Origin of the sequence: Paracoccus ferrooxidans (assembly GCF_029909815.1) — a bacterium.
GTDB lineage: Bacteria > Pseudomonadota > Alphaproteobacteria > Rhodobacterales > Rhodobacteraceae > Paracoccus > Paracoccus versutus.
Genome location: NZ_CP038201.1, coordinates 225,783 through 245,731, shown reverse-complemented (window position 1 = coordinate 245,731; position 19,949 = coordinate 225,783). Strand labels below are relative to the sequence as shown.

General features: G+C 67.6%; 18 protein-coding genes, 1 pseudogene and 1 riboswitch. Of the genes and pseudogenes, 5 read left to right on the top strand and 14 right to left on the bottom strand.

Annotated features, from left to right (window positions below; all coding sequences use genetic code 11):
* Positions 1-36: 36 nt before the first annotated feature.
* Together E3U26_RS14210 and E3U26_RS14205 are read right to left on the bottom strand one after the other, a co-directional pair.
* The gene (locus E3U26_RS14210) at positions 37-1,032 is read right to left on the bottom strand and encodes an MDR family oxidoreductase (RefSeq protein ID WP_036760828.1); all 996 of its coding nucleotides are present in this window, start codon (positions 1,030-1,032) and stop codon (positions 37-39) included.
* Entirely contained in the window at positions 1,029-1,784 is a 756-nt protein-coding gene (locus E3U26_RS14205) for a FadR/GntR family transcriptional regulator (protein ID WP_036760830.1), read from the bottom strand. Before E3U26_RS14205 ends, E3U26_RS14210 begins: the two co-directional genes overlap by 4 nt.
* Before the next feature lie 105 nt (positions 1,785-1,889).
* On the opposite strand from E3U26_RS14205, the gene E3U26_RS14200 reads away from it, so the two are divergent.
* Complete coding sequence (locus tag E3U26_RS14200; protein ID WP_243785709.1) at positions 1,890-3,287, top strand: FAD-binding oxidoreductase; 1,398 nt, start codon at positions 1,890-1,892, stop codon at positions 3,285-3,287.
* Between the two features lie 117 nt (positions 3,288-3,404).
* Positions 3,405-3,845, top strand: a complete 441-nt coding sequence (locus E3U26_RS14195) for a VOC family protein (protein WP_499106253.1) — start codon at positions 3,405-3,407, stop codon at positions 3,843-3,845.
* On the opposite strand, the gene thiC is transcribed toward E3U26_RS14195, so the two are convergent.
* Complete coding sequence (gene thiC / locus E3U26_RS14190) at positions 3,818-5,623, bottom strand: phosphomethylpyrimidine synthase ThiC (protein WP_140848215.1); 1,806 nt, start codon at positions 5,621-5,623, stop codon at positions 3,818-3,820. The two genes, E3U26_RS14195 and thiC, sit on opposite strands and share 28 nt — an antisense overlap.
* A gap of 80 nt (positions 5,624-5,703) precedes the next feature.
* A riboswitch (TPP riboswitch) is annotated at positions 5,704-5,823 on the bottom strand.
* 99 nt (positions 5,824-5,922) lie between these two features.
* On the opposite strand from thiC, the pseudogene E3U26_RS14185 reads away from it, so the two are divergent.
* A pseudogene (locus tag E3U26_RS14185) lies at positions 5,923-6,064 on the top strand (integrase core domain-containing protein); the annotation flags it as partial.
* Positions 6,065-6,607: 543 nt separating this feature from the next.
* Here E3U26_RS14185 and E3U26_RS14180 read toward each other — a convergent pair.
* The 7 genes from E3U26_RS14180 to E3U26_RS14150 form a co-directional block, all read right to left on the bottom strand.
* Entirely contained in the window at positions 6,608-6,769 is a 162-nt protein-coding gene (locus tag E3U26_RS14180; protein WP_499106251.1) for a hypothetical protein, read from the bottom strand.
* A gap of 130 nt (positions 6,770-6,899) precedes the next feature.
* Positions 6,900-7,826 (bottom strand): electron transfer flavoprotein subunit alpha/FixB family protein, encoded by a 927-nt coding sequence (locus E3U26_RS14175; protein WP_499106149.1) that lies wholly within the window; start codon positions 7,824-7,826, stop codon positions 6,900-6,902.
* Positions 7,826-8,584, bottom strand: a complete 759-nt coding sequence (locus tag E3U26_RS14170) for an electron transfer flavoprotein subunit beta/FixA family protein (RefSeq protein WP_499106249.1) — start codon at positions 8,582-8,584, stop codon at positions 7,826-7,828. The genes E3U26_RS14175 and E3U26_RS14170 overlap by 1 nt, the downstream gene beginning before the upstream one ends.
* A gap of 20 nt (positions 8,585-8,604) precedes the next feature.
* Positions 8,605-9,462 (bottom strand): sugar phosphate isomerase/epimerase family protein, encoded by an 858-nt coding sequence (locus tag E3U26_RS14165; RefSeq protein WP_449043876.1) that lies wholly within the window; start codon positions 9,460-9,462, stop codon positions 8,605-8,607.
* A gap of 2 nt (positions 9,463-9,464) precedes the next feature.
* Positions 9,465-10,613, bottom strand: a complete 1,149-nt coding sequence (locus E3U26_RS14160) for a dihydrodipicolinate synthase family protein (RefSeq protein ID WP_499106248.1) — start codon at positions 10,611-10,613, stop codon at positions 9,465-9,467.
* Positions 10,614-10,624: 11 nt separating this feature from the next.
* Positions 10,625-11,392 (bottom strand): 3-ketoacyl-ACP reductase, encoded by a 768-nt coding sequence (locus E3U26_RS14155; RefSeq protein WP_072461871.1) that lies wholly within the window; start codon positions 11,390-11,392, stop codon positions 10,625-10,627.
* Positions 11,389-12,531: an acyl-CoA dehydrogenase family protein gene (locus E3U26_RS14150; RefSeq protein ID WP_499106247.1), complete on the bottom strand. Its 1,143-nt coding sequence runs from the start codon at positions 12,529-12,531 to the stop codon at positions 11,389-11,391. The genes E3U26_RS14155 and E3U26_RS14150 overlap by 4 nt, the downstream gene beginning before the upstream one ends.
* Positions 12,532-12,675: 144 nt before the next feature.
* On the opposite strand from E3U26_RS14150, the gene E3U26_RS14145 reads away from it, so the two are divergent.
* Positions 12,676-13,692: an aldo-keto reductase family protein gene (locus E3U26_RS14145; protein WP_499106246.1), complete on the top strand. Its 1,017-nt coding sequence runs from the start codon at positions 12,676-12,678 to the stop codon at positions 13,690-13,692.
* A gap of 35 nt (positions 13,693-13,727) precedes the next feature.
* Here E3U26_RS14145 and E3U26_RS14140 read toward each other — a convergent pair whose 3' ends face one another.
* The 3 genes from E3U26_RS14140 to E3U26_RS14130 are packed head-to-tail and all read right to left on the bottom strand — an operon-like array spanning position 13,728 to position 17,352.
* On the bottom strand, positions 13,728-14,987 hold the full coding sequence (locus E3U26_RS14140) for a glycerate kinase type-2 family protein (RefSeq protein WP_499106245.1): 1,260 nt from the start codon (positions 14,985-14,987) through the stop codon (positions 13,728-13,730).
* Complete coding sequence (locus E3U26_RS14135) at positions 14,984-15,784, bottom strand: enoyl-CoA hydratase/isomerase family protein (protein ID WP_499106244.1); 801 nt, start codon at positions 15,782-15,784, stop codon at positions 14,984-14,986. Before E3U26_RS14135 ends, E3U26_RS14140 begins: the two co-directional genes overlap by 4 nt.
* Positions 15,781-17,352: an acyl CoA:acetate/3-ketoacid CoA transferase gene (locus E3U26_RS14130; protein WP_499106243.1), complete on the bottom strand. Its 1,572-nt coding sequence runs from the start codon at positions 17,350-17,352 to the stop codon at positions 15,781-15,783. The genes E3U26_RS14135 and E3U26_RS14130 overlap by 4 nt, the downstream gene beginning before the upstream one ends.
* Positions 17,353-17,478: 126 nt before the next feature.
* On the opposite strand from E3U26_RS14130, the gene E3U26_RS14125 reads away from it, so the two are divergent.
* Positions 17,479-18,297 carry an aldo-keto reductase family protein gene (locus tag E3U26_RS14125; protein WP_499106242.1) on the top strand — a complete coding sequence of 273 codons (819 nt, stop codon included), beginning with the start codon at positions 17,479-17,481 and terminating at the stop codon, positions 18,295-18,297.
* Positions 18,298-18,335: 38 nt separating this feature from the next.
* On the opposite strand, the gene E3U26_RS14120 is transcribed toward E3U26_RS14125, so the two are convergent.
* On the bottom strand, positions 18,336-19,937 hold the full coding sequence (locus E3U26_RS14120; protein WP_499106241.1) for a GMC family oxidoreductase: 1,602 nt from the start codon (positions 19,935-19,937) through the stop codon (positions 18,336-18,338).
* Positions 19,938-19,949 lie beyond the last annotated feature (12 nt).

The window sequence follows — 19,949 nt, the reverse complement described above, 5'->3', positions numbered from 1 at the left end:
GAGCGGGCTCTGCCGCCCCCCGGCCCCGCGCCGGCCCTAGCCCGCCACGTCGATGACCACGCGGCCCCGGATGCGGCCGGCGACGATGTCGGCGGCCAGTTCGGGCAGCTTCGACATGGGTTCGACCCGCGCGATGCTGGCCAGATGCGCCTTGTCCAGATGCGCCGCCAGCGTCGCCCAGGCCCGGTCGCGTTTCGCCTGCGGCGCCATCACGCTGTCGATGCCCAAGAGCGCGACAGCGCGCAGGATATGCGGCATGACCGTCGCCGGCAGGTCGAAGCCGCCTGCCAGCCCGCAGGCCGCGACCGCGCCGCCGTAATTGGTCTGCGCCAGCACATTGGCCAAGGTAGTGGACCCCACGCTGTCCACCGCCCCCGCCCAGCGTTCCTTTTGCAGCGGGCCGCCCTTTTCGGCCAAGGTGGCGCGATCCACGAAGCCCGTGGCGCCCAGCCCGGCCAGATAGTCATGCGTCTCGGGGCGGCCGGTGGCGGCGGTGACGGCATAGCCCTTGGCCGACAGCAGGCTGATCGCGGTCGAGCCGACCCCGCCGGCCGCGCCCGTCACCAGCACCTCGGCACCGCCGGGCCGGATCGCGCCCCAATCCTCCAGCGCATCGACGCAAAGCGCGGCGGTATAGCCGGCGGTGCCGATGGCCATGGCATCCTGCAGCGAAAACCCTTCGGGCAGGCGGGTCAGCCATTCGGGCTTGAGGCGCTGGAACCGGCTGTAGCCGCCCCATTCGGTTTCCGACAGGCCCCAGCCGTTCACGATCACCTTGTCGCCCGGCTGCCAGCGGTCCGAGCGGCTTTCGACCACCGTGCCGGCAATGTCGATCCCCGCCACCATCGGCAGGCGGCGGGCGATGCGGCCCTTGCCGGTGATCGCCAACCCGTCCTTGTAGTTCAGGGTCGAATAGGCGACCTCGACCAGCACCTCGTGGTCGGGCAGCGCGTCGCGGGTCAGGTCGCGGAAGCCCGCCACGGGCTTGCCGTCCCGATCCTCGATCAGCAGGGCGCGGAATGTTTCGGTCATGGGGTTCCTCCTCGGGGCTTGTCGGCATTGCGGCGGGCCAGCGCCTGGTCCAGCACGGCGCGCATCCCCTCGACATGGCCCCGCATCAGTTGCGCGGCCGTCTCGGCATCGCGGGCGGCAATGGCCATGTGGATGCGCTCATGCGCGGCGACGGTGCGGCGACGCTCGTGATCGCGATAGATCAGCATGTTGGTGATCGGGATGAAGCTTTCGATCATCGCGTGCATCATCAGCTGCAAGGGGCCGTTGCCCGTGGCCTGCACCACGGCGCGATGAAAGCGGACGTCCGAGGCGCAGAAATCCTCGTCCGGCAATGCCTCGTCCTGCTGCAAGGCGATTTCGGCGGCCATTGCCGCAAGGTCGTCGTCGCCGCGGTTCTGCGCGGCCAGGCGGCAGCACAGGGCCTCGGTCTGCATCCGCGCCGTCACGATCTCGTCGATGTCGAAACGGCCCATGCCGACCAGCAGCGTCGCCGTGTCGGTGATGCTGCGTGCCGCCGCATCGTCGTCGGGCGCGTTGACGAAGGTGCCCCCCGTCGGCCCGCGACGCGAGCGGATCAGGTTCTGCGCCGCCAGAACCTTCAGCGCCTCGCGCACCGTCGGACGCGAAATGCCAAAGCGGCGCGCCAACTCCTCTTCGGTCGGCAGGCGCTCATCCGTCGCCAGCCGCCCCTGCATAATCGCATCGCGGATCAGATCAGCCACTTGCCGGGCCAGCCCTCCCCGCACGATCTCGTCATATTGCAGCGCCATCCGATTCTCCGCCGTTTCGGGCAGGCTAGCAGGGCTCCATAAAACATAAAAGGTTTGACAAATATAAAAATGCCGGCACCCTTCCCGGCAACAAGGGAGGATCGCATGGCAAAGCCGCAAGACCCGGACGTTTTGGCGTTGCTCGACCGGCTCGGCCGGGTTCTGCCGCCGGCGGCGCTGCTGACCGGCGATGCCGTCGCCCCGCGTTACCAGGAGGATCGGCGCGACCGCTTCTCTGCCCCGCCGCGTTTCGTGATGCGCCCTGGCAGCACCGCCGAGGTCGCGGCGGCGCTTGCGGCCTGCAATGCCTTCGGCCAACCGCTGGTCGTGCAGGGCGGGCGCACCGGCCTGTCGGGCGCCCATCGCGTGCGGCCGGGCGAGGCGGTGCTGTCCACGGAACGGCTGACCGAACTGGCCGCGCCCGATCCTGACAGTCGGACCATCCTGGCCGGCGCCGGCGTGCCGCTCCAGCGTGTGCAGGAGGCCGCGGACCAGGCCGGGCTGATCTTCGGCGTCGATATCGGCGCGCGCGGCACCGCGACCATCGGCGGCAATATCGCCACCAATGCCGGCGGCATCCGCGTGCTGCGCTATGGCATGTTCCGTGCGCAGGTGGCGGGACTGGAGGCGGTGCTGGCCGATGGCTCCGTCCTCGCCTGCATGCGCGGGCTGGACAAGGACAACAGCGGCTACGACCTGAACCAGCTTTTCATCGGCAGCGAGGGCACGCTCGCCGTGGTGACGCGCGCCTTGCTGCGGCTCCATCCCCGCCCGGCGGTCGAGACGAACGCCCTGCTGGCCCTTCCCTCGGTCGAGGCGGCGCTGGACCTGCTGTGGCGCCTGCGCAAAAGCGTGGGCGGCATGCTCTCGGCCTACGAGATCATGCTGGATACGATCTATCGCGGCGTCGCCGGCCACCTGGGCATGGCCCCGCCGCTGGCGACCCCCGCCCCGATCTATGTGCTGGCCGAGATCCAGTCCGAAACCGCGGGCGAGGCCGCCCCGGCTGCCTTCATGGATTGCCTGGCCGCGGCGCTTGAGGATGGGGTCGCGCTGGACGCCGTCATCGCCCAGTCGCAGCGCGAATTCCTGACCCTGTGGGAATTGCGCGACGCCTGCGCGGATTACCTGCGCGGACAGGACAATATCGCAAACGGCGATATCAGCGTGCCGGTGCCGCGCATTGCCGAGTTCCTGAATGAAAGCCGGCGCGTGCTGGCGCAAATCGACCCCGAGGCGCGATTCCTGATCTTCGGCCATCTTGCGGACGGCAATCTGCATTACGTCTTTCAGACCGGATGCAAGGACCGGGCGGTGGATTGCCTGATGCGCCTGGTCGCTGCATATGGCGGGTCGATTTCCGCCGAACATGGCATCGGCATCGACAAGAAGCCCTGGCTGCCGCTTGCGCGCAGCCCGGCCGAGATCGCGGCCATGCAGGCGCTGAAAGGCGCACTGGACCCCCGCGGCATCCTGAACCGGGGCCGGATATTTGCGGATTGATGCCTCCTCCGGCCAGAAGACGCCCCGGCAATTACCGCGGGATTTCGATTCCAAGGTTCCCCGCACCGCAGTTTCGGGGCGACCGTGGTCCTGCGGGCTTGGAAACCGCCGCCGGGCTTGACCTTTCGGCCGGTGCTGGAATTCTGCAGGAAAACCCCCGGCTTCGTCGCGATGCGGCTGGATGAGCCATGCCGGCCGCCGCAGCAGCGGCCCGGCTCAAGGCTCAAGGCGCTGGGATATGCACCGCGCATCACCGCCAAGAACATCGGCCCTTGCGGCGCCAAGCAGGGTGGCGAGGGAATGGAACAGCTCCAGCCAGCCGGCGCATTCGAGCGGCTGCGCCCGTCCGGCATCCGGTTCACCCTGGACCCGCTGGATGCGGGCAGGGTTCGCCTGGCCGTCTGGGATGACAGCTGCGGCCGCCTGATCCAGCTTCGGCAGATGCAGGACGGCCAGAGATCGCAGCACTCCCCCGCGAGATGGCGAAGAAGCGATGCGATCTCGTGCAGGCGCGAAACCGCCCCTACCGCTTACGTCGCCTCGCGCACCGGCATGTAAAGGTCGCCGCCCTCGCGGTATTTCTGCGCCATGGCGGCTAGGCCCTCCTTCTGCGCCTCGGCGCGGATGTCGTGGGAAATCCGCATCGAGCAGAACTTCGGCCCGCACATCGAGCAGAAATGGGCGACCTTATGCGCCTCCTTGGGCAGCGTCTCGTCGTGGAACGCTCGCGCCGTCTCGGGATCCAGCGACAGGTTGAACTGGTCCTCCCAGCGGAACTCGAACCGGGCGCGCGACAGGGCGTCGTCGCGGATCTTCGCCGCCGGATGCCCCTTGGCCAGGTCGGCGGCATGGGCGGCGATCTTGTAGGTGATGACGCCGGTCTTCACGTCGTCGCGGTCGGGCAGGCCCAGATGTTCCTTGGGCGTGACATAGCACAGCATCGCCGTGCCGAACCAGCCGATCATCGCCGCGCCGATGCCGCTGGTGATATGGTCGTAGCCCGGCGCGATGTCGGTCGTCAGCGGGCCGAGGGTATAGAACGGCGCCTCGCCGCAGATGGCCAACTGCTTGTCCATGTTCTCCTTGATCTTGTGCATCGGCACGTGGCCGGGGCCTTCGATGATGACCTGGCAATCCCTGGCCCAGGCGATCTGCGTCAGCTCGCCCAGCGTCTCCAGCTCGGCGAATTGCGCCGCGTCGTTGGCATCGGCGATCGAGCCGGGGCGCAGCCCGTCGCCAAGGCTGAAGCTGACGTCATAGGCGCGCATGATGTCGCAGATCTCGTCGAACCGCTCGTAGAGGAAGCTTTCGCGGTGGTGATGCAGGCACCATTTCGCCATGATCGAGCCGCCGCGCGAGACGATCCCGGTGACGCGATCCACCGTCAGCGGGATCATGTGCAGCCGCACCCCGGCATGGATGGTGAAATAGTCCACGCCCTGCTCGGCCTGTTCGATCAGCGTGTCGCGGAACACCTCCCATGTCAGGTCTTCGGCGACGCCGCCGACCTTTTCCAGCGCCTGGTAAAGCGGCACGGTGCCGATTGGCACGGGCGCGTTGCGGATGATCCATTCGCGGATGTTGTGGATGTTGCGGCCCGTGGACAGGTCCATCACCGTATCCGCGCCCCAGCGGGTCGCCCAGACCATCTTCTCGACCTCCTCGGCCATCGAGGAAGTCACCGCCGAGTTGCCGATATTGGCATTGATCTTGACCAGGAAATTGCGGCCGATGATCATCGGCTCGGCCTCGGGGTGGTTGATGTTGGCCGGGATGACCGCCCGCCCGCGCGCCACCTCGTCGCGCACGAATTCGGGGGTCACGAAAGCGGGGATCGCCGCGCCGAAATCCTGCCCGTCGCGGGCCAGCGCCTCTTTTGCGGCCTTGCGGCCAAGGTTCTCGCGGATGGCGATGAACTCCATCTCGGGCGTGACGATGCCGGCGCGGGCATAGGCAAGCTGGGTGACGGCTTTGCCGTTCCGCGCCCGCAAGGGCCGGTGGCGGATGGGAAACTCGGGCGTCAGCCGGTCGCCCGAGACGAAACCGTTGTCCTCGGGCTTCACATGCCGCCCCTCATGGGATTCCACGTCGCCGCGCGCCCTGACCCAGCCCTCGCGCAGGCGCGGCAGGCCGCGTTCGATGGCGATCTCGGCACCGGGATCGGTATAGGGCCCCGAGGAATCATAGACCGTCACTGGCGGCTCGCCCGCGCTTGGATGCAAGGCGATCTCGCGCATCGGCACGCGGATGTCGGGATGCAGCACACCCGGCTTGAACACCTTGGTCGAGGCGGGCAGCGGTCCGGTGGTGACCGTCGGGGTTTCTTTGGATGTCATGTCGAGGCTCCTCGCGTCGCAGCATTGGAGACCCAGCACTGACGGGAAGGAAAAGAATGCCCCCTTGGCCGCACGCGACCGGCAAGGCATCCGCACCGTCCCTACGCCAGCATGAACTGGATCAGGTTCATAGGGTCACTGCGCTGCCTTATGGCTCAGCAGTATCTCAGCCCCTTGTCGGGACACCCCTGGTGGAGTGGCCAGCATGCGAATGCGGGATGGGGATGTCAACGGTCAGGCGTGGTCGTCGCCGGCGATGCCAGGCCCTTCCGATCCCATCGGCATGTAACCACGGCGCGGGACCGACTTCGAATGCCATCCAGCGGTGCTGCCTCGGGCAGCGAGGAATGGCATTCTCTCGCAACGAGCAAGCCGATGCGGAACGGTTTCGTGGAAGGCTTCAACGGGCGGATGCGCGACGAGCTGCTCAGCAAGACCATGCCCCCGGCGCTCGCCTGCGGTGATCCACCCGGCATCGCCCCGATCTGCGGGCAGGACCTGGCCGCGCTGATCGCGGCGATACGCGGCTGATGCGGCGACCATCCTGCGCGGACTGATCGAGAAGACGGTGATCCAGCCGGAAACGAAGGGCCAGAGGATCGATCTTCACGGGCGAACGGGGCGCAATCCTGTCGCTTTGCGGGAAGCAGGTGATGCCCTGCGGGTGGCACGGGCTTGAGGCAAATCACGCTGGTCGCGAGAGGCGCGCTTTCAGAAATGCTTGCCTGTGGCTGGCAGGCCGCGGGATACTGGGCCGCGCAGCCGTGTCCCGAAATACTTCCGGTCCCAAGATCGCACCTGAAACGTCAGGACTCCCTGATCCGGCGAGTGATCGGCAATTCATTATCCCCTGATGGCCTTCGCCTGATCCAGTCGGCTCCGCCGTAGGCGGCAACATGGACCCTGCGCCCGCGCCGAGGCTGAATACCACCGCACCCTTGCAACCCGCCGGAATGGCGTGGTTTCCAGACACGACTAGCCAGCCTAGCGGGGCTTGGCGCGGAAGTCTCGCCCCATGGTGGGGGTCGGTGGCATAATCCGCCGGGCGTCTGCAGCGCGGGGTTTCCGCGCCGCGCCGGCTTCCAGCGGGCCGCCGCCGACGATCACAACGTCGTATTCCATCGACTCGCGTTCAATTTCGGACATGGCTCGGCCTCCCTGGCTGGCTGGTGGCGGTTGCGGGGCGGGGCGGGGGGCTCTGCCCCCCGCGCCCCTGCGGCCCCTCGATGGGGCCGCAGGGGCGCTCCCCCCCGGAGTATTTGCGGAACAGAGAAGTTCAGAGCTTGCCGGTCAATTCCGGGACGACGCTGAACAGGTCTCCGACCAGCCCGTAGTCGGCGACCTGGAAGATCGGCGCCTCCTCGTCCTTGTTGATCGCAACGATCACCTTGCTGTCCTTCATCCCCGCAAGGTGCTGGATCGCCCCCGAGATGCCCACCGCGACGTAAAGCTCGGGCGCCACCACCTTGCCGGTCTGGCCGACCTGCCAGTCGTTCGGCGCATAGCCCGAGTCCACCGCCGCGCGGCTTGCCCCCACCGCGGCGCCGAGCTTGTCGGCAAGCGCCTCGATGATGGCAAAGCTCTCCTTCGAGCCCAGGCCGCGGCCGCCCGAGACCACCCGCTTGGCCGAGGTCAGCTCGGGGCGGTCGCTCTCGGCCACCTCGTCGGCAACCCAGGCCGACAGGCCCGGATCGGCGGCGGCGGCGGTCTCCGCCACGCTGGCCGAACCGCCGATCCCCGCCGCGTCGAAGCTCGCGGTGCGGATGGTGAAGACCTTCCTGGCGTCCTTCGAGCGCACCACCTGGATGGCGTTGCCGGCATAGATCGGGCGCTCGAACGTATCCGCATCGATCACCGCCGAGACGTCCGACAGCACCATCACGTCCAGAAGCGCCGCGACGCGCGGCATCACGTTCTTGGCATCCGTCGTCGCCGGCGCCGCGATGTGGTCGTAATCGCCGGCAAGGCCCACGATCAGCGCCGCCGTCGGCTCGGCCAGCCGGTGGCCATAGAGCGGGGCTTCCGCCACCAGAACCTTGGCGACGCCGGCGATCTTCGCCGCCTCCTCGCCCGCGGCCTTGGCCTGCGCGCCGGCGCAGAGCACCGTCACCTCGCCCAAGGACCCGACCGCGCCCACCGCCTTCGCCGTCGCGTCGCGGTTCAGCACCCCGTTCGTCACTTCCCCAAGCAGCAGAACAGCCATCAGATCACCCCCGCTTCCTTCAACTTGCCGACCAGCTCGTCCACCGAGCCGACCTTGATGCCGGCCTTGCGGCCCTCGGGCTCGCGCACCGAGACCACCTCCAGCCGCGGCGCGACGTCGACGCCGTAATCGGCTGCGGTCTTTTCCTCCAAGGGCTTCTTCTTGGCCTTCATGATGTTCGGAAGGCTCGCATAGCGCGGCTCGTTCAGCCGCAGGTCGGCGGTGACCACCGCCGGCAGCGCCACCGCGATGGTCTGGAGGCCGCCGTCGACCTCGCGCGTCACCCTGGCCTTGGCCCCGTCGATCTCGAGCTTCGAGGCGAAGGTCGCCTGCGCCCAGCCCAGCAGCGCCGCCAGCATCTGCCCGGTCGCGTTCATGTCGTTGTCGATCGCCTGCTTGCCGGCGATGACCAGCTCGGTGCCCTCGGCCTTGGCCACCGCGGCGAGGATCTTCGCCACCGCCAAGGGCTCGATGTCCTGCTGCACGTCGTCCGTAGCGGTGACGAGAATGGCGCGGTCGGCGCCCATCGCCAAGGCCGTGCGCAGCGTCTCCGCCGCCTGCTTCACGCCGATCGAGACGGCGATGATCTCTTCGGCTTGGCCTTTCTCCTTCAGCCGGATCGCCTCCTCGACCGCGATCTCGTCGAACGGGTTCATCGACATCTTCACATTCGCAAGATCGACACCAGACCCGTCCGCCTTCACACGGGCCTTCACGTTGTAGTCGATCACGCGCTTCACGGGGACGAGGAGCTTCATGGTTTTTCCTCCTGGAACAATCAACAGACGGATCGGAAGCGCGTGACGATGGTATCGAGCACTTCGGCTGGATCGCGCTTCCACCAGTTGCCTGCCGAAAAGATCTCGACCTCGCAGAGGCCCTGGTAGCCGGCCGCTTCGACCGCGGAACGGATGGCTTTCAGATCGGCAACGCCGTCACCCATCATGCCGCGATCCAGCAGCACATCCGAGGTATCGGCCAGCCAGTCGCAAAGGTGGTGGCCGAGGATGCGCCCTCCGGCGCGGGCCAGTTGCCGTGGCAGGTCAGTGTCCCACCAGACATGGTAGACATCGACCGCCACGCCGACATTGGGCGCGTCAAGCGCGTCGCAAATATCCAGGGCGTCGCGCAGCGTCGTCAGGCAGGAGCGGTTGCCGCCATAGACGGGATTCAGCGGCTCAAGCGCCAGGCGCACGCCTCGTTCTGCGGCGTAAGGGGCAACCTCGGCCACGCGGTCGGCGACGAGGCGCAGACTTTCGGCAACGCCGCGCGTGCCCGGCTCGACCCCTCCGGTCACGATGGTCAGGACCGGCGCGCCAAGTTCTGCCGCCATGTCGATCGAGGCGTGGAAATCATCCATCACTGCCTGCCTGCCCCGTGGCGCCAGGGGTCCGACGAGGAACGGGGCCCGGCACAGCCCGGCCACCGTCAGCCCGGCGGCGCGGGCATGGGCGGCAATCCCTGCGGCGCGGGATCCGATCTCGCGCCGCCAGAAGACGATGCCGCCATAGCCGCGCTCGGCGCAGGCGTCGATGGTGCGTTCGGGCGACCAACCGGCGCCTGCCCCCTCGACATTATGGCCAAGCGTGGCGGTGTTCAGGGCCAATGCGGACATGTCGCGGCTGAAATCACGCATTCCTATGCCCCGTGAACTGCCAGCAGCGTTTTCATTCGGCGCACCGCCAGTTCCGGGTCTCGCAGCAACCCGCAGGCGTCCGACCGGCGGAAGACTTCGGTGAAATAGGGCAAGGGCCGCATCGCCTGATGGCCGTTCAGCATGATGAAATGATCCTGGAAACCGTTCAGCCAGGCCAGGAAGACCACGCCGGTCTTGTAGTATTGCGTCGGGGCGCGAAAGATCGTGCGGGCCAGCGGAACGGTCGGGTCCAGGGCGGCGCGGAAACCTGCCCTGTCCCCTTCGGCCAGCCGGTTGACGGCATAGGCGGCGGCGGGGGCCAGCGGGTCGAAGATCCCCAGCAAGGCATGGCTGAAGCCTTGGTCGTCGCCCTCGATCAGTTCGGGATAGTTGAAATCGTCCCCGGTATACATCTTCACGCCCGCGGGCAGGCGGCGGCGCAAGGCGATCTCCTTGTCCTTGTCCAAGAGCGACATCTTGATGCCGTCAACCCTGGCGAGGTTTTGCTCGATCACCGCCAGCACGGTCTCCAGCGTGGCGTCGAAATCCGAACCGCCCCAATAGCCGGCCAGGGCGGGGTCGAACATCTCGCCCAGCCAGTGCAGGATCACCGGCTGGTCGCAGGCCGACAGCACCTTGCCATAGACATGCAGGTAATCTTCGGGGCAGGTCGCGACGCGGGCCAGGGCGCGGCTGGCCATCAGCACGATGCGGCCGCCGACGGCCTGGATCGCCTCGACCTGTTCCAGATAGGCGCGGATGACGTCGTCCAGCGTCTTCGCCTCCGACGGGTCCAGGTGATCGGTGCCGCAGCCGTTGCCGACCAGCGCCTCGGGCAGTTCCGCCTTGGTCCGGCGGATCAGTTCCAGCGCGCCGCGCCAGTCGAGGCCCATGCCGCGCTGCGCCGTATCCATCGCCTCGGCAATGCCAAGGCCGAGGCCCGCCAGGTAGCGGCGGAACGCCATCGTCCTGTCCCAATCCACCGCCGCGCGCCCCGAGGGATCGCTGGCGGTGAAGGGATCGGCCACCACATGGGCGGCGGAATAGACGATGCGGGCCGGATTCGCGGGCAGCACGGCCTGCGCGATGGGGGTGCCGGTCAGCGTGTAGTCGGCCAGGCGGCCTTGCGTATCGGGAAGTGCGATCTTCATGGCGGCACCTTTCAGAAGCGCGGAACCAGCATCCCGGCGTCGGCCGAGATCGCCTGTCCGGTGGTATAGGGAAGCCGGCCCGAGGCCAGCGATGCGATGATGGCGCCCATGTCGGCGGGCTGGCCCACGCGGGGAAACAGCGTCAAGCCCTGCTCGGCGCGCTGGCGATAGGCGTCGATCACGGGGGCGGTCATCTCGGTCGCGATCAGGCCGGGCTGCACATCGTAGACGGCGATGTTTTCGGGGCCCAGCCGCACCGCCAGCGCCTTGGACACCATCGCGGCGGCGGCTTTCGAGGCGCAATATTCCGAGCGCTGCACCGCCACCGCCACCGCGTTCGACGAGGTGACGTTGACGATGGCATGGAACAGCGCCTCGGGGCGTTTCCGCGCCAACAGGCGGCGGGCGAAGGCTTGCGACAGGAAGAACATCGCCTTGCTGTTGACGGCCAGGCAGCGGTCCCAGCTTGCCTCGCTGACCTCAAGCAGGTCGCCGCGTTGCATGACGCCCACACCCGCGTTGTTGACCAGCGTGGTCAGGGGGCCGAGCGCGTCCTCGATCCGTTGAAGCGCCGCGTCATGGCCGGCGATGCCGGTCACGTCGAAAGGCGCGGCGACGACCGGCACGCCAAGCGCGGCGATGCGGGCCACGGCGGCCTGCAATTCGGCATCGTCGGCGGGGCCGTTCACGGCGATGGCGAAACCTTCGCGCGCCAGCGCCTCGGCCGCGGCCAGGCCGATCCCGCGCGAGGAGCCGGTGACAAGGGCGGCCTGTCTCATGCCTGCGCGCCCTTCTTCAGCAGTTCGCGGGCGATGATCATGCGCTGGATCTGGTTTGTGCCCTCGTAGATCTGGGTGATCTTGGCATCGCGATACAGCCGCTCGACCTCGAAGCCCCGGATATAGCCCGAGCCGCCGAAGACCTGCACCGCATCCGCCGTGCGCGCCACCGCCATGTCGCCGGCAAAGCATTTCGCCATCGAGCAGGCCTTGGTCGCGTCCTGGCCGTTGTCGATCCTGGACGCCGCCGAGTGGACCAGCAGGCGCGCGGCCTCGATGTCCTTGGCCATGTCGGCCAGAAGCCATTGCACGCCCTGGAACTCGACGATCTGCTTGCCGAACTGCTTGCGCGTCCCGGCATAGTCCAGCGCGGCCTCGAGCCCCGCCTGGCCGATGCCCACGGCCAGCGCGGCGATGCCGACCCGGCCCTTGTCCAGCACGCTCATCATCATGTGGAAGCCGCGCCCCGGCTCGCCCAGCATGGCATCGGCGCCAAGCCGCACGTCGGTAAAGGTCAGCGCCCCGACCTGGCTGGCGCGCTGGCCCATCTTGTGTTCCTTGGGGCCGCGCTCGACGCCCTTGGCGTGCAGATCGACGACAAAGATCGACATGCCGCGATTGCCGGCATCCTTGTCGGTGCGGGCCAGGACGAAGCCCAGGTCGGCGACGGGCGCGTTGTGGATCCAGATCTTGCCGCCGTTCAGCACCCAGCCGTCGCCGTCGCGCTCTGCCGTGGTGCGAATGCCGGAAACGTCGGTCCCCGCCTCGGGCTCGGTGATGCAATAGGCGACCTTGCGGCGCATCGCCAGGATCTCGGGCAGCAGCTTGCGCTGCGCATCCGTGCCGTGGCGCACCAGAAGCGTCGAGATCAGCTCCAGCAGACCGCACTGGTCGGCCACGCTGGCATAGCCGCGCGACAGCTCCTCCATCACCACGGCATAGGTCAGCGTGTCGAAGCCGGGCCCGCCCATGCTTTCCGGCACGCCGATGCCGAACAGGCCCAGCTTGGCCATCTCGTCATAGATCTCGGCCGGGAAACGCTCGTCGCGGTCCAGCGCCTCGGCTGCAGGCCGGATGACCTCATCAGCGAAGGCGCGGGCCATGTCTCGCACCTGCAGCTGGGTCTCGGTCAAATACATCTGCGAATCCCCCCTCGGATATATAACTATCTGGTTACTTTATTTTCGCCGGCGCCAAGGCGTCAACCTCAAAATCGCGGCCCTTGCCGGGGATCGCGAAATGTGGCAGTTAATAACCATATGGTTACTTATGGGAGGACATGGATGAAACCCTCGGATATGCGCAAGTTCGGCCGCACCGACCTCGAGGTGACTGGTTTCGCCTTCGGCACCGCCCCGGTGGGGAACATATTCCGCGAGATCGACGACCAGACCTCGCGCGCGATGTTCGATCACGCCTGGGATGCCGGCGTGCGCTATTTCGATACTGCGCCGATGTATGGCCACGGCCTGTCCGAACTGCGCACGTCCGAGGCGCTGCGCTGGCGAAACCGCGACGATTTCGTGCTGTCCTCGAAGGTCGGCCGCCTGCTGCGCCCGGCCCGGCGCGACAGCATCGACTTTGCGCCCTGGGTGAATGCGGCGCCCTTCACGATGGAGTTCGACTACAGCTACGACGGCACGATGCGCGCCTTCGAGGACAGCCTGCAGCGGCTGGCGCTGGAACGCATCGACATCCTCTTCATCCACGACATCGACGTCTATACCCGCGGCAGCGAGCAGCCCGAGGTTTTCCGCCAGGCCATGGACGGATGCTACAAGGCGCTGGCCCGGCTGCGCGACGACAAGATGGTCAAGGCCATCGGCGTCGGCGTGAACGAATGGCAGGTCTGCCACGAGGCGCTGAAGCAGCGCGACTTCGACTGCTTCCTGCTGGCCGGCCGCTATACGTTGCTTGAACAGGACGCCCTGGACGAGTTCCTGCCGCTTTGCGAGGAACGCGGCGCGGCCGTGGTCGTGGGCGGCGGCTTCAACTCGGGCATTCTGGCGACGGGTGCCAAGCCGGGCGCGAAATACAACTACGCCCCCGCCCCGGCCGAAATCATGGACCGGGTGGCGAAGATCGAGGCGGTCTGCGCCGAATACGACGTCCCGCTGCCCGCCGCGGCGCTGCAATTCGTGGTGGCACATCCGGCGGTGCCGTCCTTCTGCGCCGGCACGCGGACCGTCCGGCAGTTGGAGCAGAACCTCGCCTGGATGGATCACCCGATCCCGGCCGAGTTCTGGCAAGCCTTGAAGGACAACGGCCTGCTGCGCGGGGATGCGCCGGTCCCGGCCTGAGCTTGCCGGCGCCGGTGGCGATACCGGCGCCGCCTTTACCGGATCAGGATGGCCCGGAAATCGTTGACATTGATGCCGGTCGGACCGGGCACGAACAGATCGCCCAGGGCAGCAAAGGCGGACCAGGCATCATTGCCCGCCAGCATCGCCGCGGGGTCAAGGCCCAAGGCGCGCAGCCGCGCCATGCTGCCGCCATCGGCGAAGGCGCCTGCGTTATCCTCGGACCCGTCGATGCCGTCGGTATCGGCGGCCAGTGCCGCGATGGGCAGGCCCTCGATTCCCAAGGCGAGCGCCAGCAGGAACTCGCTGTTTCGCCCGCCGCGCCCCCGGCCTCGCAGGGTCACGGTCGTCTCGCCGCCCGACAGGATCACCACCGGGCGCGCGAAAGGCCGGCTTCGGGTCGCCACCTCGCGGGCGATGGCGGCATGAACGCGGGCCACGTCGCGCGCTTCGCCCTCGATCGCGTCCGACAGGATCACCGCCGGAACCCCCGCCGCCCCGGCCCGCGCGGCAGCCGCTTCAAGCGACAGCCGTGCCGATGCCACCACGCGGACCTCATGCCCCTTGAAACGGGGATCGGCGGGATCCGGCGGCAGACCATCCTGACCCGCGAACCACTCCGCCAGCCGCGGCGGCAGCGCGATCCGCCACGCCTCGATCATGCGCCGCGCTTCCTCGCGGGTGGCCGCGTCCGGCACCGTCGGACCCGAGGCGACCTGCGCCGGATCGTCGCCCGGCACGTCCGAGACGACCAGCGACACCACCCGCGCCGGATGCGCCGCGAGCGCCAGCCTGCCGCCCTTGATGCGCGAGACCTGCTTGCGGATCGCATTCATCACCGAGATCGGCGCACCGCTGGCCAGCAGGATGCGATTCAGCTCGATCTCGTCCTCCAGCGTCAGCCCCTCGGGCGGCGCCGGCAGCAACGCCGAGCCGCCGCCGCAGACCAGCGCCACGACCAGATCGTCCTTGCTCAGCCCGCGGACGGCCTGGAACAAGGCCTCGGCTGCCGCAAGCCCGGCCTGATCGGGAACGGGATGCGCGGCCTCGATCACGCGGATATTGCGGATATCGCAGCCATAGCCGTAGCGCGTGACCACCACGCCCTCGACCGGCGCGTCCCACAGGCGCTCGAACGCCGCCGCCAGTTGCGCCGCACCCTTGCCGGCGCCGACCACGACCGTGCGGCCCCTGGGACGATCCGGCAGATGCGCAGCCAGCGCGGTTTCGGGATCGGCAGCAGCCACCGCCGCGTCGAAAAGCCCGGCCAGGAAATCGCGATCCTCGGCTTTCATTCCATCTCCCCCTCTCGACCCGTCGCTCCGAACCTTGCAGAGCGCTTTTCGCGGAACGCCGCAAGCCCTTCCCGCAGATCGCCGGATGCGGCGGCGACGCTGCCGGCCAGCGCCTCGAGCACGCGCTCGCGTTCCTCGCCCTCGGCGGCGTTGACCAGCATCTTGGTGATTTCCGTTGCGCGCGGGGCGCGGGCAATCACCCGCGCGGCCAGCGCCTCGGCGGCAGCCATGCCAGCGCCCGTCGGGACGACCTGATCGACCAGCCCAAGGCGCTGCGCTTCCTTGGCACCGAAAACCTCGCCAAACAGCGCCATCCGACGCACCGCACCGGCACCGAATCGACGCACCGCACGTTGCGTTCCCGACCAGCCGGGGATGATGCCAAGCGAGGTTTCGGGCAAGCCGATCCGCACATGCGCCTCGGCCAGGCGGTAGTCGGCGCAGGCCGCCAGTTCCAGCCCACCGCCAAGGCAATGCCCGTTCAGCACCGCGATCACCGGCTGCACCAGGCGGGCCAGCGCGTCGAAGGCGGCATGGCCGTCGCGCAGCCAGCGGCGGCCGAAATCATCGGGCGACAGTTGCGACCAGGCGGCAATATCGCCGCCCGCGCAGAACGAGCGCCCGCCCTCGCCCGTCAGGATCACCACCCGCGCATCGGATCGCTCGATCCGCTGGCAAAGGGGCAACAATCCGTCCACCATTTCGGCATCCAGGGCGTTCAGCTTGTCCGGGCGGCGGATGGCCAGCCGCGCGATGCCCGCCCCGATCCGCAGGTCCAGGCGCGGATCTTCGCTCACAGCACCAGGCCCATCGGCGCGTCCCGAAACAGCGCTGCATCCATTTCCTTCAGGTCATCCGCCACGCGCAAGGGCGTTGCGGCCTGGTCCAGCACGTCCCGTTGCAGGTCGACGCCAGGCGCGATCTCGGCCACCGTCAGCCCTTCGGGCAACAGGCGCAACACGCAGCGCTCGGTGACATAGATGACCTGCTGCCCCTGCGCCACCGCGCGACGGCCCGAGAAGCTGACCTGATCGACCTTGGGCACGATCTTGGCAACCTTGCCCTCGCGGTCGATGACCAGCCTGCCACCCTCAAGCCGCATCTTCGCCCCTGCATTGAAATTGCCCGAAAAGACGATCCGCTTCGCCCGCGCCGTGATGTCCACGAACCCGCCCGCCCCCGCCGTCCGATGCGGCGTCGCGGCAAGGCGGCTGACATTGACCGAGCCCTCGGCGTCGATTTCCAGGAAGGACAGCAGGGAACAGTCGAAACCGCCCGCCTGGAAATAGCAGAACTGATGCGGCGAAGCCACGAAAGCCTCGGCATTGCTGGCGCAGCCGAACTTGAAATCCAGCAGCGGCACGCCGCCGACCGCGCCTTGCTCGATGACCCAAGTCACCGCGCCATGCAGGCCCTCCTCGATCAGGATGCGCGGCACATTGGCCGAGATGCCAAAGCCGATATTCACCGCCCATCCCGATCGCAGCTCTTGCGCGACGCGCCTGGCGATGATCTTGCCGGGATTGAAATCCGCCGCGCGGAAACTGGACAGCGGCCGGAAGACCTCGCCCGAGATGGCGGGGTCGTGCGGCGTCGCGGTGGTCTGCAACTGATCGGGCGCCTCGACGATCACATCGACCAGGATGCCCGGCACCTTCACGTCATGCGGCTTCAGCGTGCCTTGCGCGGCGACACGCCGGACCTGCGCAATGACGATGCCGCCGCAGTTATGCGCGGCCAGCGCCATTTCCATCGCGCCAAGGGTCGCGCCCTCGTCCTCGAAGGTCAGGTTGCCGTTCTCGTCCGCCGTGGTCGCGCGGATCAGCGCCACATCGGGTCGCAACGCGGGGAAATACAGCCAGTCCTCGCCCTCGAAGGCCACGCGCTTGACGATGGGCGCGGCGCGGGCGGTGGCGTTCATCGCGCAGCCGTCCAGCGCAGGATCGGCAAAGGTCTCCATGCCGACCTTGGTCAGCACGCCGGGCCGCTGCGCCGCCCCCTCGCGCAGCATGTCGAAGACGATGCCCGAGGGCACGTTATAGGCCGCAACCTCCTCGGCCAGGATGCGCTGCCAGATCTTCGGCGGCTCGGCATTGGACGGCCCCGAGGGATAGGAACCGCCGATGATCCGCGCGATCATGCCGGGATGGGCGATATGGTCCACGCCGGGGGTGCCGAACATGTCGCCGGCAGCGATCGGATGGATGGTCGTCAGGCCGCGCGGGGCACCTTCCTGCGCAAAGCGCTCGCCCAGGGCCGCCAGGACATGATCGGGGCACAGCAATCCCGAGGACGAGTTCACCGCGATCACCGCGCCGTCGCGGACCAGTTCTGCCGCCTGATGGGCGGTGCGGATCTTGGACATTACGCTCCTCCTTCGCAATTGCATCTTAAGTAACTAACTGGTTATCTATATATCTGTGATCCGCCCCTCCCGGCAAGAGGAAAACCGGGATCGGCGCGACGCAGGAACATGATGAGGAGGATCGCGATGAACATTCTGCTGCAACCCGGATTCCTGCAGGGATTCGGCACGTTTCCCTTAAAGGGTGGCGCTCTGCGTCACGCGATCCATACGGCGGTCCAGGCGGGATACCGGACCTTTGACACCGCGCAGGGTTATGAGAACGAAGCGGACACCGGCGCCGCCCTGGCCGAGACCGGGATCGCGCGCGACCGGTTTTGCATCATCACCAAGGTCAGGCCCGAGAATTTTAGCGAATCGCGCTTTTTGCCTTCGGTCGAGTCCAGCCTGCGTGCCTTGCGAATCGACCGGATCGATGTGCTGCTTCTGCATTGGCCGCCGGCCGGAGGCGACATCACGCCGTCGCTGAACCTGCTGCAAAAGGCATATGAGGCTGGATTGGCCAGCCATATCGGCGTCTCGAACTATACCGCCGCAATGATGCATCAGGCGCGTGCGGTGGTCGATGTGCCCCTGGTCACGAACCAGGTCGAATTCCACCCATTGCTGGATCAGTCGCGCCTGCTGGAGGCGGCCAGGGAAACCGGCATTCCGCTGTCGTCATACTGTTCTCTCGCGCGCGGCGAGGTCTTCAAATACCCGTTGCTCGGGGAAATCGGCGGGACGCATGGGAAATCCGCCGCTCAGGTCGTCTTGCGCTGGATCCTGCAAAAGGGTCTCAGCATGTACACCATGTCCACCAGGCCGGAGAATATCCGGGCCAATCTGGAGATCATGGATTTCACGCTCTCGGCGGACGAGATGGCCCGGATCGACGCGCTGAACGGCACGAATTACCGCATCGTGGACCGCGACCGGGTGCCCTACGCCCCCAGTTGGGACTGATGCGCAAGGGCGCGGCAACGACCGCGCCCGGCAAAGCCTCAGCGATTGCCCCGGATCATGTCGGATGCCTTCTCGGCGATCATGATCGTCGGTGCATTGGTGTTCGACCCGATCAGCGAGGGCATGACCGAGCTGTCGCAGATCCTTAGCCCGTCCAGCCCGTGAACGCGCAGCTGCGGATCGACCACCGCCATCTCGTCGCGCCCCATCTTGCAGGTGCAGGTCGGATGGTATGAGGTGCGGCCGTATTGGCGCGCATAGGCCTCGTAATCCGCCTGCGTGCGCACGCTCGCATCGGGAAAGCGCAATTCGCGGATATATTTCCCCAGCGAATGCTGGCCGAAGATCTCGCGGCTGATCCTTACCCCCTCGGTCGAGATGCGCAGATCCTCGGGTTCGGCCAGGAAGTTCGGATCGACTACCGGATTGTCGCGCGGATCGGAGGACCGCAGCGTCACCGTGCCCCGCGATTTCGGCCGCAGGGTATAGCTGTTCAGCGTGATCCCCGAACACCCCTTCGGCACCGAGGGCACGCCCGCCTCGGCCCCCGCGCCGGCCAGGAAATGGAATTGCAGGTCAGGGCAAGGCGCGTCGCGGTCGGCATACCAGAAGGCCCCGCCCTCGACCACGTTCGAAGTCACCGGCCCGGAATTGAACAGCAGGTATTGCAGCCCGGCCCAGACCATCCAATGCGGCTTTCCGTAGCGGTCGAGGCTTTCATGGCCCTTCAACTCGGCCACGATGTCGATGCCGAAATGGTCCTGAAGGTTCCGGCCCACGCCGGGCAAGTCCTGCACCACCTCGATGCCGTGTCTGCGCAGGTGATCGGCGGGGCCGACCCCCGACAGCATCAACAGCTTGGGCGAGCCGATGGCGCCCGAGGTCACGATCACCTCACGCTCGGCCCGCGCCACCACCGGCGCGCCACCCTTGCCGGCGACATATTCGACACCCACCGCCCGGCTGCCCTCGAAGACCAGCCGCAACACCAGCGCGCCGGTCAGCACCGTCAGGTTCGGCCGCGACAGCACCGGGCGCAGATAGCCCACGGCCGCGGAACAGCGCCGGTTGTTGCGGATCGTCGTCTGATAGATGCCCGCGCCTTCCTGCATCGGCCCGTTGAAATCGGGATTATAGGGGATGCCGGCCTCCTGGCAGCTTTGCACGAAGGCGCGGCTGAGGACATTGGGGCTGGGCAGGTTCGACACCCCCAGCGGGCCCTCGGTGCCGTGCCATTCGCCCGACAGGATCGTGTTCCCTTCCGAGCGGCGGAAGTAGCGCCGCACCTCCTCCGCGCCCCAGCCCTCGGCGCCCTCCTCGACCCAGCGGTCGTAATCGGACGGGTGGCCGCGGGTGAAGATCTCGGCATTGATCGAGGAGCCACCACCCAGGACGCGGGCCTGGGCATAGGGGATCTCGCGGTTGTTGGCATGGCGCTGCGGCGCGGTCACCAGCCCCCAGGTCAGCGGCCCGGTGGTCATCTTGGCGAATCCCACCGGCATGTGGATCAGCGGGTTGCTGTCCTTGCCCCCGGCCTCGATCAGGCAGACCCGCGCCTGGCTGTCCTCGGACAGCCGCGCGGCCAGCACGCAGCCGGCCGAACCGCCGCCGATGATGACGTAGTCGTAACCCTGCGCCATTACGCCGCCCCC

What these genes read in the sequence shown, in the direction of transcription:
- E3U26_RS14210 (WP_036760828.1), bottom strand. Translation starts at nt 1,032, where the DNA reads ATGACCGAAACATTCCGCGCCCTGCTGATCGAGGATCGGGACGGCAAG.
- E3U26_RS14205 (WP_036760830.1), bottom strand. Translation starts at nt 1,784, where the DNA reads ATGGCGCTGCAATATGACGAGATCGTGCGGGGAGGGCTGGCCCGGCAA.
- E3U26_RS14200 (WP_243785709.1), top strand. Translation starts at nt 1,890, where the DNA reads ATGGCAAAGCCGCAAGACCCGGACGTTTTGGCGTTGCTCGACCGGCTC.
- thiC (WP_140848215.1), bottom strand. Translation starts at nt 5,623, where the DNA reads ATGACATCCAAAGAAACCCCGACGGTCACCACCGGACCGCTGCCCGCC.
- E3U26_RS14180 (WP_499106251.1), bottom strand. Translation starts at nt 6,769, where the DNA reads ATGTCCGAAATTGAACGCGAGTCGATGGAATACGACGTTGTGATCGTC.
- E3U26_RS14175 (WP_499106149.1), bottom strand. Translation starts at nt 7,826, where the DNA reads ATGGCTGTTCTGCTGCTTGGGGAAGTGACGAACGGGGTGCTGAACCGC.
- E3U26_RS14170 (WP_499106249.1), bottom strand. Translation starts at nt 8,584, where the DNA reads ATGAAGCTCCTCGTCCCCGTGAAGCGCGTGATCGACTACAACGTGAAG.
- E3U26_RS14165 (WP_449043876.1), bottom strand. Translation starts at nt 9,462, where the DNA reads ATGCGTGATTTCAGCCGCGACATGTCCGCATTGGCCCTGAACACCGCC.
- E3U26_RS14160 (WP_499106248.1), bottom strand. Translation starts at nt 10,613, where the DNA reads ATGAAGATCGCACTTCCCGATACGCAAGGCCGCCTGGCCGACTACACG.
- E3U26_RS14155 (WP_072461871.1), bottom strand. Translation starts at nt 11,392, where the DNA reads ATGAGACAGGCCGCCCTTGTCACCGGCTCCTCGCGCGGGATCGGCCTG.
- E3U26_RS14150 (WP_499106247.1), bottom strand. Translation starts at nt 12,531, where the DNA reads ATGTATTTGACCGAGACCCAGCTGCAGGTGCGAGACATGGCCCGCGCC.
- E3U26_RS14145 (WP_499106246.1), top strand. Translation starts at nt 12,676, where the DNA reads ATGAAACCCTCGGATATGCGCAAGTTCGGCCGCACCGACCTCGAGGTG.
- E3U26_RS14140 (WP_499106245.1), bottom strand. Translation starts at nt 14,987, where the DNA reads ATGAAAGCCGAGGATCGCGATTTCCTGGCCGGGCTTTTCGACGCGGCG.
- E3U26_RS14130 (WP_499106243.1), bottom strand. Translation starts at nt 17,352, where the DNA reads ATGTCCAAGATCCGCACCGCCCATCAGGCGGCAGAACTGGTCCGCGAC.
- E3U26_RS14125 (WP_499106242.1), top strand. Translation starts at nt 17,479, where the DNA reads ATGAACATTCTGCTGCAACCCGGATTCCTGCAGGGATTCGGCACGTTT.
- E3U26_RS14120 (WP_499106241.1), bottom strand. Translation starts at nt 19,937, where the DNA reads ATGGCGCAGGGTTACGACTACGTCATCATCGGCGGCGGTTCGGCCGGC.